This window comes from Chryseobacterium proteolyticum (assembly GCF_046591535.1).
In the GTDB taxonomy this organism is placed as follows: domain Bacteria; phylum Bacteroidota; class Bacteroidia; order Flavobacteriales; family Weeksellaceae; genus Chryseobacterium; species Chryseobacterium proteolyticum.
On record NZ_JBJLWK010000004.1, the window covers coordinates 396,755 to 409,676 of the forward strand.

Genomic DNA, 12,922 nt, shown 5'->3' on the forward strand with positions numbered 1-12,922 from the left:
CTAATTTGTAAGCCTAATAAACCTGATATGCAAAGCAGACGAAACTTTATCAAAAAGACAGCAGTTGCTTCTTTGGCTCTTGCCGTAAATCCGCTAGATCTAATGGCCAGTCCATTACCTGAAAGTCATAAAACCATAAGCAAACCGATCGTCCTGTCAACCTGGAATTTTGGTTTAAAGGCCAATGAGGAAGCATGGACGATTCTTGGCAAAAACGGAAGAGCGCTAGATGCTGTTGAAAAAGGAGTACGTTTGGTGGAGTTGGATCCCACGGAAAGAAGCGTGGGATATGGCGGACGCCCGGATAGAGATGGAAGAGTAACACTTGATGCCTGTATCATGGATGAAAACTACAACATCGGATCGGTTGCCTGTATTGAAAATATTAAAAATCCAATTTCTGTAGCCAGAGCCGTGATGGAAAAGACTCCACACGTTATGCTGGTAGGAGATGGTGCTTTTCAGTTTGCCCTGTCTCAGGGATTTAAAAAGGAAAACCTATTAACGCCCGAATCTGAAAAAGAATGGAAGGAATGGCTTAAAAACAGCAAGTACCAACCTATCGTAAATATTGAAAACCATGATACCATCGGAATGATTGCATTGGACGCTCAGGGAAATCTTTCCGGAGCTTGTACTACCAGCGGTATGGCCTTTAAAATGCACGGAAGGGTAGGAGATTCTCCCATTATCGGAGCCGGATTATTCGTAGATAACGAAGTGGGTGCCGCTACAGCAACGGGACATGGTGAAGAAGTAATAAGAACTGTTGGAACTCACCTGGTTGTGGAACTGATGAGACAAGGAAGAAATCCACAGCAAGCCTGCAAAGAAGCGGTTGAAAGAATTGTAAAGATTGCACAGAGAAGAAATAAAAATCTGAAAGATATTCAGGTAGGTTTTATTGCATTAAATAAAAACGGGGAATATGGATCTTATTGCATACAGGACGGGTTTAATTTTGCGGTACATGACCAAAAAGGAAACAGGCTGGAAACTCCTGAGTTTGCCTTGAAATAATAATCAGAAATCAGAAATTATTTTTACTAATTCCTAAAAAAAATTAAAAATGTCAAAGATAGAAATAGCATGTTTTAATCCTCATTCTGCCATCGTTGCTTTTGAAAATGGGGCAGACAGAATAGAATTATGTGATGGTTTAAGTGAAGGAGGAACTACACCAGATTTTGAAACGACTAAAAAACTAAGAGAAAAGATAAACATTCCTGTTTTTGTCATGATCCGTCCCCGTGGAGGAAATTTCACTTATACAAATGAAGAATTTGAACAGATGAAAAGTGAGCTTACCCAGCTTAAATCTCATAATGTCGACGGCTTTGTTTTCGGAATTTTAGATGAGAATGATGAGGTTAATATGGAACAAAATAAAACCCTGGTTGAAATAGCATATCCGTTACCTTGCACTTTTCACCGTGCCTTTGACAGGGCAAAAGGTTTAGAAAGCTCATTGGAAAAAGTGATCAGCTGTGGTTTTAAAACGATTCTTACTTCCGGACAGAAACCTAATGTTTCCGAGGGTAAAGAAAATCTGAAAAAATTGGTAGAGCTTTCAAATGGGAGAATAGAAATTCTTGTGGGTGGCGGACTAAGATCAACCAATATCCAGGATATCCGTGAATTTACAAACGCAGCCTATTTTCATTCTTCAGCTATTACGGATGGCGGACAGTTTGCCGATGCAGATGAGGTAATTGCTTTGAAGAATAAATAACAGAATCTGATACTGCCAACCACGGTTCCTGATAATGATCATTAAATTTTTAATATAAAGATTTAAAAACAATTAACAATCTGCCATTTAACCAGGCCTGCCCATTCATTCTGATGAACTCCTTATAAAAGACGGAATTCTTAGAATTGTAAATAAACTCATCAATGAATAAAACCATACTTTTTACCTTTTTTCTTATTCACAATTTTCTTAGTGCACAATTTTCCGAGCGCAGTTTATCATCCGAAAAATGGCAGTTTAAAAACTCAAAAGAAACTCAGTGGCTTTCTGCAAAAGTACCGGGAACCGTGCATCAGGATTTGATGGATAATAAATTGATCCCCGATCCATTTAAAGATGAAAATGAGAAAAAAGTCCAATGGGTAGAAAATGAAAACTGGGATTATCAGGCCCATTTTAAAATTTCATCACACGAGCTGAAAAACCAAAATATAGATCTTGTTTTTGAAGGCCTGGATACCTTTTCTGAAATTTACCTTAATGGAAAACTTCTTCAGAAGACGGATAACATGTTTAGAAAATGGAGTATTCCTGTTAAAAATTATCTGAAACCGGGCGACAATATTCTAAAGATTTCATTCAGGTCTGCTGTAGAAGAAGGTAAAAAGCTGGCTCAAAAAGTTCCTTTCACGATACCTGAAAGCCCTAGAAGCTTTATAAGAAAGGCACAGTATCAATTTGGTTGGGACTGGGGTCCGAGATTGGTTACGGCAGGAATATGGAAAGAGGTAAAACTGGACTTCTGGAATGATGCTAAGATTAAAAGCATAAAGGATTTACAAAATGTATCGGGGGAACCTAAAGGTAATTTTAGCTTTGAAGTTGATATCGAAGTACAGACACCAGGTAATTATGCCTTAAAAATCAATAATTCCCAAAAGACCTTTTCTCTTGGAAAAGGTGAAAATAAAATAAGATTTCCCTATCAAATCGATGGATTGAAAATCTGGCAGCCAAATGGTTGGGGAGATGCCAATCTTTATGATTTTAAAATTAATCTTTTAAAAGGAGGAAAAGAGATTCATGCAAAAAGACTGAGAACAGGATTCAGAACTATAGAACTGGTTCAGGAAAAGGATGAAAAAGGGAAGTCTTTCTATTTTAAGGTCAATAATCAACCGTTATACATTAAAGGCACAAACTGGATTCCGGCAGATAGCTTTTCACCAAGGATTACGAAAGAAAAATATCAGAAACTGATAAAAGATTGCAAAGAGGCAAATATCAACATGATCCGCGTTTGGGGTGGTGGGATTTATGAAGATGATGAGTTTTATAAGGCATGTGATGAGAATGGAATTCTCGTGTGGCAGGATTTTATGTTTGCGGGAAGTTTTTATCCCTCTGATGAAGATTTTCTGAACAATGTAAAAGAGGAGGTAAAAGATCAGGTAACCCGTTTGCAGAATCATCCTTCCATAGCTTTATGGTGTGGAAACAATGAAGTAGACGAAGCTATTGTCAACTGGGGATACCAGAAACAATTTAAATATTCGAAAGAAGATTCTTTGCAGGTTTGGAAAGATTACAGGAAGGTATTTCATGAATTAATTCCCAATACATTAAAAGAAAAGCTGGCCTCTGATAAGAATATGTATTGGCCAAGCTCGCCATCGATCGGCTGGGGCCATAAGGAAAGCCTTACAGAAGGTGACTCTCATTACTGGGGCGTGTGGTGGGGTGAACAGCCCTTTGAAGTGTATAATGAAAAAGTAGGGCGTTTCATGTCTGAATATGGATTTCAGGGAATGCCAAGTCTTGAGACCACTAAAACTATGTTTTCCGGAACTCCTCAACTCAATCTGAATAATGGTACTATAAAAGCACATGAAAAGCATGCAAGAGGTTGGGAAATTATCAATACATATATGGAACGGGATTATCCTGTACCTGCTGATTTTATAAAATACAATTACATCTCACAACTGCTGCAGGCACGTGGAATGCAAATCGCTATTGAAGCACATCGAAGAGCAAAACCTTATAATATGGGAACGTTATATTGGCAGCTTAACGATTGTTGGCCTGTGGTTTCGTGGTCTTCTATCGATTATTCAGGAAATTGGAAAGCTTTGCACTACCAGGTCAAAAGGAGTTTTGAGCAGCAGGTTATTCTGGCAGAAGAAAAGGACAATAAACTGAATTTATTTGCTGTTAACGATCTTATACAGGACTTGAACGATATAAGTGTAACCATAGAAGTAACCACATTTAAAGGGGAGATTATTAACAGGATTCATTCCGGGAACAGGAATTTAAAAGATATTATATCCTTTGATCCGATAGAAATTGAAAAGATACTTGGCCGGTTTTCTAGGAACGAAGTATTTCTAAATGTGGTTTTAAATGATAAAAGTAACAAAGAAGTAGCACAAAATACTTATTTCCTTGTAAAGCCTAAGGATCTGAAGCTCACAAAACCGGCGGTACATATCAAAAAAATATCTTCTTCAGAGATCGAAATATCTACGGATGTTTTAACTAAAAATATTTATCTGATGGGAGATACTCATTTCAGTGATAACTTCTTTGATTTGCTTCCCAAAAAACCAAGACGTATTAAACTTTCAAAGCCATTGGATAAAATAGAAGTGATGAGTTTATGGGACGTTATTAATCCCTGATTATAGTAAAATCCAGAGAAAAAGATAGTCCATGCATAGTTTTCGGTTAAAAATCGATTCAATTTCTATGTCCGGCTGAAAAATCAATCTTACATTTGCAACATATTTAGACACAATTATGGTGAATTTTGTTTTGATAGCGGTATGTATTTTGGCTGGAATGGTATTCAGATCAACCAAGTCAATTCATCCGGATGCCCATAAAGGAATTAATACCTGGATTCTTTACCTGGCCCTGCCTGCTGTTTCATTTAAATATTTACCTAAAGTTCACTGGACACTGGAAATGCTTTTTCCTATTGTGGCGACATTCCTTATTGCGGTATTCAGTTTTGTGTTTATGTCGGTTTATAGCAAGAAAAAAGGTTATTCAAGACGTTCACAAAGTACAATGGAGCTTATTAGCGGATACAGCAATACTTCCTTTATCGGTTTTCCCTTAATAAGTGCTTTTTATGGAGAAAGCCTTTTGAGCATTGCTATTATTTGTGATCAGACTATGTTTTTCAGTCTTTCTACCTTGGGAATTATTGCCGCAGTAAAAGGAGGTAGCAGGTCGGGGAAGGTAAGTGCGGTATTCATTTTGAAAAGACTGATCACATTTCCTCCGTTAATTGGATGTATCAGTGCGCTGATCCTCTCTCAGTTTATTGATTTCACAACTGCTGAGCCCTTCTTTGATAAATTAGCTGCGACAGTAAGTCCATTAGCTTTGTTTTCCGTGGGGTTACAGTTGAAATTTAATGGCTGGAAAAAACTCATTCCCCAAATGTCTGTATCTATGCTGTATAAGTTGATTCTGGCACCGGCGATTGTTTTGGGACTGGCTTTGCTTTCAGGCATTAAAGGAGATATTGCTAGAATTACCATCTTCGAAGCTGCAATGCCTACTCTTGTAACTTCAAGTATTATTGCCGAACAGTTCAGGCTGAATACCAAACTCACGAATTTAACCATTGGATTCAGTATTATCGTCGGATTCTTAACAACCGCTATCTGGTATAGAATAATTGAGATATTTTTTAATTAAAAGTAAGTTTTGACGAAAAAAACCGCAGTAATAAAGAAATTGAAGATAACTATTCCTGTACGCAGTTTTACAGGATCCAGCTTTTTTGTAAAATGAGCTCCAAAATAACCTCCTGAAATTGTGGCAACCATCATGGTGCAGGTTTCCGGCCAGTAAACCTTCCCTGCAAAAATAAAAAGTACAACAGCCACCGCATTGGCAATTCCTGTAAACAGGGTTTTATTGGCATTGATTACTTTAATATCCGAAAAACCAAATAACGCCCAAACGGCCATCATCATTATTCCTACGGCTCCGCCAAAGTAACCGCCATATATTCCTAAAAGAAACTGAGCACCCAGTACTAATCCCGCTCCTATATGCATTTTCTTTCTCAACCAGTTACCGGCCTGCCTCCCAAATGCAAAAGCCATGGAACCTAACAGAAGCAACCATGGAACCACCAGATTGAATCCACTGGATGGTGTATATAGCAATAACAGACCTCCGGCACAACCTCCCAGCAGAGTCAGTATAATCATCGCTACGATTGAAATAGCAGGGAAAGGTTTAATATATTCTCTGAATTTCCATGCACTGGCTAAGCTTCCCGGAAACAGGGCAACGGTACTTGAAGCATTGGCCTGTATCGGGGGAACACCGGCATATATAAGTGCAGGAAATGTAATAAATGATCCACCGCCAGCTGCTGCATTAATCGCTCCGGCCAGGAGTCCAATAAAAAAAAAGCAGGATATAATTTTCCATGAATCAAAATTGAATAACAAATATAGGTTACAAAATGGGGAACAACTCATAAAAAATTGCAGTTCTGTGAAGAATGATTTAATTTTACATTTTAATCATTTCTCTTGCGATACGCCCAAATTGTTTTACCATTAAATTTAAAAGGTTCTTTTACTTACAAAGTGCCAGAAGAGCTAATGCCGTTACTACAAACCGGAATGAGGGTTTTAGTTCCGTTTCGTGGAAAAAAAATCTACACAGGAATTGTTTTTGAAATTCATGATACAGAACCGGAAGGGTTTATTCCAAGGGAAATCATCAGTATTCTGGACGAATCTCCTATTTTGCCCCAGGAGCAGATCGGTTTCTGGAACTGGCTTTCTGCCTATTACCTTTGTAATTTGGGTGAAATCTATCGTTTTGCATTTCCTTCCTCATTAAAGCTTGAAAGTGAAACATATCTGAAATTAAAGCCGAACGTAACAGTTGATTTTGAAAATCTGGATGTTAATGAAATGTATCTCATTCAGGCACTTGAAGTCCGCCAACTTATCAATCTTACAGATCTTGAAGCTTTTATTCCTAAAAAAGATATTATAAAAACAATCAATTCGTTGATTGATCTGCAATACATTGAAATTGATGAAAAGATTGGCGAAAAATACAAAGCGAAAGAAGTTGCTTACGTCAGGATCAACGAAGAACTTTTAAACAATGAAAGTCTTACTGTAATTCTCGGAAAACTGAACAAAGCACCTAAGCAAAAGGATCTTTTTCTTCTCATTTTATCACATCAGACTGAGAATCCGGATACTTTTATTAAAAAGTCAGATCTTTTTGAAGATGGAGTGTTTGGGCATTCCCATTTAAAGCCTCTGGTAGATAAAAACTTCATCGAAGAATATTATCTGCAAAAAGATAGGCTGGAAAGTTATGATGGGGAAATAGAAGAAATAGAAGCGCTTTCCGAGGCTCAGAAAGAAGCAAAAGAGGCAGTTGATGAAGCTTTTGAAGAAAGAAGAAATGTACTGCTTCATGGGGTGACTTCATCGGGAAAAACCCATATTTATTTAGAGAAGATAGAGGAGTGTGTTCAGCAGGGCAAAAATGTTTTGTTTTTGCTTCCTGAAATTTCTCTTACCAAACAAATTACGCAGAGGCTTGAAAAAAAAATACGGTCGGAAATTGGGCTTCTATCACCAGAAGCTAACGGATTTTGAAAAAGTAGAGGTCTGGAGAAGAATCAAAAATAATGATATCCAAATCCTTATAGGAACAAGAAATGCACTGTTTCTGCCTTACCAGAATCTTGGGCTGGTCATTGTAGATGAAGAGCATGATTCTGCTTATAAAGCAAGGGAGGTTTCCCCTTATTTTAATGCAAAAGATTCTGCCCTGGTATTTGGTAATTTTTATGATGCCCGTGTGATCTTAGGTTCTGCCACTCCTTCCGTGGAAAGCTATTATCTAGCCCGTAAGGAGAAGATGAAATATGTTTTCCTTAATGAAAGATTCGGAAATGTTCAGTTGCCGGAATTTGAACTTATAAATTTTAAAGAAGCTCAGGATTCTAAAAAAGTTTCAGGAAATTTCTCGTTACAACTGATCGATGAAATAAAAAAAAGTACTGGAAGAGCGGAATCAGGCTATTATACTTCATAACCGCCGTGGTTATGCCAATGTTCTGGAATGTGAATCCTGTGGATATGTTAATTATTGTTCCAATTGTGATGTGGTAATGACATATCATAAGGCTGCGAATGAAATGAAATGCCATTATTGCGGACAACGGGCTTCCAGACCTAAAGTATGCCCGAAATGCCATTCAGAGAATCTGAATGAAAGAGGAGTTGGTGTTGAACAGATCCATGAAGAAGTTTCCAAATTATTTCCTGAAAACGAGGTAGATCGTATGGATGTCGATTCCATGCGGAAAAAATTTGCCTATGAAAAACTTTATGAAAAGATTGAAGACAGGGAAACTGATATTGTAGTGGGCACACAGATGATTTCAAAAGGATTGGATTTCGATCATATTGAACTGGTCGCTATTCCTAAAGCGGATTCTTTATTATATGTACAGGACTTCAGAGCTGAAGAAAGGGCCTTCCAGCTGATTACCCAGGTTGCGGGAAGGGCAGGACGGGTGTCTGGAAAAGGAAAAATCTATATTCAAACATTTAATCCTGAGCATTCAGTCTTTCAGCTGATCAAAATGAATAAGGTTTCCAAGATCTACTACTATTTTTTAAAAGAGCGCCAGAAATTCCATTATCCGCCTTTCACAAAGCTTATTATGATTGAGCTGAAACACAGGAGAGAAGATAAAGTAAACAGGGCTTCGCAGTTTCTGGGTTCTGTTCTAAGAAAATACCTTCCGGAAGAATGTGTTTTAGGTCCGGAAAGGTCTCAGATTGCAAGGATTAATAATCTGTATCAGTTCCAGATATTACTGAAACTTCCCCGTGGAAAAAACTATGAAAAATACAAAGAGCAGGTTTTGCTAAGTTTAAAAGATTTTGATGAAATAACTGCTTATCAGAGCATCAAAAAAGACGTTTTCGTGGATTTTTAACAATTTTTAACAAATTTTATAGCCTTTTATCAGACTATAATGGTCTGATTTCTAACAATATTTTCTACTTTTGGTCGTTGATTAATTGTTTGGTGCCTTTATTGGATGATTATTATGAATCGTTTTTTTATGGTTTCCAGACATAAAAACAAAACTAAGATAGATGGTAAATTTCAGAAAATATATTTCAAGCGTAGCGGTACTGGCTTCTGGGTTTTTCCTTGCTCAATCTACCGTTTCTACCGTTCTTTACTCTCAGGCTTATGACAATCAGAAAACGAATTTAAACTTACCTTCTCCTATAACTTCTGTTGTGGAGAAAACAATTCTGTCGGCTAAAGAACTCGTAGATATTAATGTAAACACTCTGGTTTCCGATCCTGTGCTGAAAAATGCATCATGGGGATTTGTAGTGTACGACCCGAAAACAAAGAAAGTAATTTCTTCATACAATGAAAACACACCTTTGGTTCCTGCTTCTACAACAAAACTTTTGACCACAGAAACAGCTTTGAATCTGTTGGGAGAGAACTATCGTTGGATGACTCAGCTGGAATACTCGGGAAGCATAGATGAAAACGGTGTTTTAAATGGTAATCTTTATGTCGTAGGAAGCGGGGATCCATCGCTTGGAACAAACAAAGGCGGAGCGTTATCCTATAGAGAGATTGTTTCAGATTTTCTTAGTGGAATCTCTCACGAAGGAATCAAAAGGGTAAATGGTGATATTATCATCCAGACAGCACTTTTCAAAGGTAATATTTCAAGACTTCCGGAAAATGTTGTTTGGTTGGAAAATAACAACTATTATTTACCGGTTGGAACCACCCGTGAGATTAATCCGGCTAATGAAAAACTGATTGTAAAGAAATCAGGTAATTTCTCTACTGAGAAAAAGTATTTTTATGTATCTCCTTATGCCAATCAGATGGTATATGCAGATAAATATGAAGGAGATGGTGTTCTTACCACTAAGCTACCTGATGCCCCGGCATATCTTGCCAATACTTTAAGAGCGACCATGGTGAAAAGTGGAATTGCAGTTAGTGGAAAAGTTACTCCAAAAATGACAGATCCTATGCCGGAGAGCAGAAAGCTGATTTCAGCATACAAATCTCCGACTTTGAGCGATATTATTTATTACACCAACCAGCATAGTGATAATTCTTTAGCAGAAGCACTTTTAAAAACAGTAGGATTCCAGAAACTGGGAGATCAGACTTCAGAATCGGGAAGAATTGTTGTAACAACCCATTTGAAAGAAAATGCCTTTGATATTAATGGTTTAAACTATATGGACGGAAGTGGGCTTTCAAGAAGCAATACCGTTACTCCTATTTCACAGGCGAAGTTTTTAACTTCATTAATGGATGAAAAGTATTATAAAGCTTACCTGACTTCACTTCCTGTAGGAGGACAATCGGGAACATTAAAGAGAATGTTTATCGGAACAGGAAACGGACAGATATTTGCTAAGACAGGAACTTTAAATAAAGTAAAAACTCTGGCAGGGTATATGAAGACCAATTCCGGGAAGACCCTTGTGTTCTCGCTGATGGTTAACAACTATGCAGGATCTGTGGATATGGTGAAGAAAAGAATGGAAAGGCTGCTGGAACCGGCATTAGACCTTTAAAAATATTTATTTAATATCATAAGAACCTTTTAATCAATGATTAGAAGGTTTTTTTTTATCTTTGGTCATTATTATAAAAATAAAAATGAAAAAACTTTATCTTGTAGTTTTATGCATTATTTCATTTGGATCATTGCATAGTCAGAATCAAAATATTGAAATGAAGGGATTAATAGCAAAAGAGATGAAAGCTTTTGCCCAAAAGATGACGGCACCCAACATCAATCCCCATACATTAAACTATGATCTGCAGTACCAGAGGATGGATGTTAACCTGGACCCTGCAGTTTACAATATCTCCGGTTCGGTAACATCACATTTTAAGCCTAATCAGAGTATGAGCAGTATCTATTTTGATTTGGCCAATACCTTAACGGTTTCACAAGTGAAATACCATGGAAATAATTTGACCTTTCAGCAATTATCCACGAAAGAGGTAAAAATTGACTTCCCTTCCTCCCTTCCTGCGAATGTGCTTGATTCATTAACAATACAGTATGCAGGCCCACCGGATACAGCAAATAGTGCGTTTTCCACCGGTTCCCAAAACGGGGAGCTTATTCTCTCAACCCTTAGTGAACCTTATGGCGCGCAGGATTGGTTTCCGACAAAACAAAGTTTAAATGATAAAATTGACCGTTTTGATTTTAAAATTACAACACCAAATCAGTATAACGTAGCTGCCAATGGAAAGCTGATGTCTGAGACAGCACTTCCGAATAATAAAAAGCTGACATTCTGGAGAACAATGTACCCAACCAGTGCATATTTAGTAGCCCTTGCTATCACTAATTTTGTTAAGCTTAATGATACTATGGGAAATCCACCTTTCCCTTTTGTAAATTATGTATATCCTACAACTGTAAATAATACGGCAGTAATGTCCAATATAGAATGGACTAAACAGATCATGAACACTTTTGAAACTTATTTCGGTCTTTATCCTTTCCGTAATGAGAAGTATGGACATATGGAGTTTCAGTACGGAGGTGTGTGTATGGAGCATCAGACGATGTCTTCAATGAGTTCCTGGGGTAAAAGTGTAATAGCTCATGAGCTGGCTCACCAATGGTTTGGGGATAAAGTAACCTGTGGTTCGTGGAATGATATCTGGCTGAATGAAGGATTTGCCACATTCGGGGAGCATCTTGCCAATGAAAAGTTACTGATGACCCAATCTGAATTTATGAATTACTTATCAGGTCAGAAAGATTATATTACCAGTTCGCCAGGAGGAAGTACTTATGTTGCTGATGCGAACCTAGGGAATCAGGGGGCTATTTTCAGTGGCAGATTATCTTACGCGAAAGGAGGCTATATTCTGAGAATGCTTAAATGGATCTTAGGAGACGCTGCTTTTTATCAGGCAATTCAGGAATATCATTCCAGACCCAACTTAGCGTACAGCTACGCTAAAACAGCAGATCTTACGGCTTCTTTACTGCAATCTACCGGTAAGGATTTTTCGGGATTTTTCAGTGATTGGGTGTATGGTGAAGGGTATCCTACCTATGATATCAGATGGAGGGAGTCTTCTAATCAAACCATTACGATTAAAGTTAGCCAGACTCAAAGTAATTCTTCCGTAAGCTTTTATGAAATGCCTGTTCCGATAAAGGTAAACGGAACAGCAGGACAGGTCGCTTATCTTACTTTAAACAATACCTCAAATAATCAATATTTTGTAGAACCGGTACCGTTCCCGATTGCCAATGTTCAGTTCAATTATGAATACCAGATTTTGGAAAGAAATTCTACTGTAGCAAAAGATAATAGCCTGAGCGTTGAAAATATTGAGAAAGATCAGTTTGCACTATATCCAAATCCGGCTAAAAATGAACTTTATCTCAAAGGAATGGAAAAATCAGCAGAATTTGTCATCTATTCCATAGACGGTAAGTTGGTAAGATCCGGAAAATATCAACCCGGAAAGTCTATCCATATTGCTGAGCTTATTCCCGGAGTATATATCTTTAAAATCGATGATAGAAATGTGAAATTTGTGAAAGAGTAATTTTTTATATCAGCATTATCAAGAAACCGGTTTATTCTAAAATACTTGGAATAAACCGGTTTTTTATGTGGAATCAGATCATAAACTTTTTTAAGCGACGAGTTTTGTCGCAATTCAAGGCTAACTTTGTACAAATGAAAAAGATGAAGTCAAAAATTTTCGATAAGTCTTTTTGTTGTGAGATAAAAAAGATTACTTTTGCGGCAATTATAAAAAATGAATTTAACAATTAAACACAAGGCATGAAAAAACTCTACTTCAGTGTACTTTCTATGTGCATTATTTCCGGGTTATCAGCCCAGGAAGTGGTTTGGCAAAAAGATATCAAATCCTCAACCCAGGATTTCCTAAGCCAGGTAACCACAACAATCGATCAGCAGTATTTGATTACAGGAAGTGTCATACAGGCAGTAAATCAAAAGAAGGATGCTGGAAGCAGTACCCAGCAAAATAATGGTTACGACTTTCATTTGGTGAAACTGAACCAGCAAGGAGATCAGGTTTGGGAAAAATATTTCTCAGGAAACAATCATGATTATTTGTCTTCTACCGTAGCTACCCAGG

Annotated in this window: 7 protein-coding genes and 2 pseudogenes; 8 read left to right on the forward strand and 1 reads right to left on the reverse strand. The window is 37.4% G+C overall.

Annotation, left to right across the window (positions count from 1 at the left end; all coding sequences use genetic code 11):
• Positions 1–27: 27 nt before the first annotated feature.
• The 4 genes from ACJ5H0_RS17550 (at position 28) to ACJ5H0_RS17565 (ending at position 5,407) form a co-directional block, all read left to right on the forward strand.
• Positions 28–1,020: an isoaspartyl peptidase/L-asparaginase family protein gene (locus tag ACJ5H0_RS17550; RefSeq protein WP_411250953.1), complete on the forward strand. Its 993-nt coding sequence runs from the start codon at positions 28–30 to the stop codon at positions 1,018–1,020.
• A gap of 49 nt (positions 1,021–1,069) precedes the next feature.
• Positions 1,070–1,732 (forward strand): copper homeostasis protein CutC, encoded by a 663-nt coding sequence (locus tag ACJ5H0_RS17555; protein WP_411250956.1) that lies wholly within the window; start codon positions 1,070–1,072, stop codon positions 1,730–1,732.
• A 164-nt stretch (positions 1,733–1,896) separates the two neighbouring features.
• Positions 1,897–4,377, forward strand: a complete 2,481-nt coding sequence (locus ACJ5H0_RS17560; protein ID WP_411250959.1) for a beta-mannosidase — start codon at positions 1,897–1,899, stop codon at positions 4,375–4,377.
• Positions 4,378–4,495: 118 nt separating this feature from the next.
• Entirely contained in the window at positions 4,496–5,407 is a 912-nt protein-coding gene (locus ACJ5H0_RS17565) for an AEC family transporter (RefSeq protein WP_411250962.1), read from the forward strand.
• On the opposite strand, the gene ACJ5H0_RS17570 is transcribed toward ACJ5H0_RS17565, so the two are convergent.
• Positions 5,404–6,174 (reverse strand): sulfite exporter TauE/SafE family protein, encoded by a 771-nt coding sequence (locus ACJ5H0_RS17570; RefSeq protein WP_411250964.1) that lies wholly within the window; start codon positions 6,172–6,174, stop codon positions 5,404–5,406. The two genes, ACJ5H0_RS17565 and ACJ5H0_RS17570, sit on opposite strands and share 4 nt — an antisense overlap.
• A gap of 84 nt (positions 6,175–6,258) precedes the next feature.
• Between ACJ5H0_RS17570 and priA the strand changes: the two are divergent.
• The 4 genes and pseudogenes from priA to ACJ5H0_RS17590 form a co-directional block, all read left to right on the forward strand.
• Positions 6,259–8,708 (forward strand): annotated as a pseudogene (gene priA, locus ACJ5H0_RS17575) (replication restart helicase PriA).
• Positions 8,709–8,871: 163 nt separating this feature from the next.
• Entirely contained in the window at positions 8,872–10,344 is a 1,473-nt protein-coding gene (dacB, locus tag ACJ5H0_RS17580; protein WP_273647425.1) for a D-alanyl-D-alanine carboxypeptidase/D-alanyl-D-alanine endopeptidase, read from the forward strand.
• Positions 10,345–10,429: 85 nt separating this feature from the next.
• On the forward strand, positions 10,430–12,358 hold the full coding sequence (locus ACJ5H0_RS17585) for a M1 family aminopeptidase (protein WP_411250967.1): 1,929 nt from the start codon (positions 10,430–10,432) through the stop codon (positions 12,356–12,358).
• A 242-nt stretch (positions 12,359–12,600) separates the two neighbouring features.
• Positions 12,601–12,922 (forward strand): annotated as a pseudogene (locus ACJ5H0_RS17590) (T9SS type A sorting domain-containing protein); the annotation flags it as partial.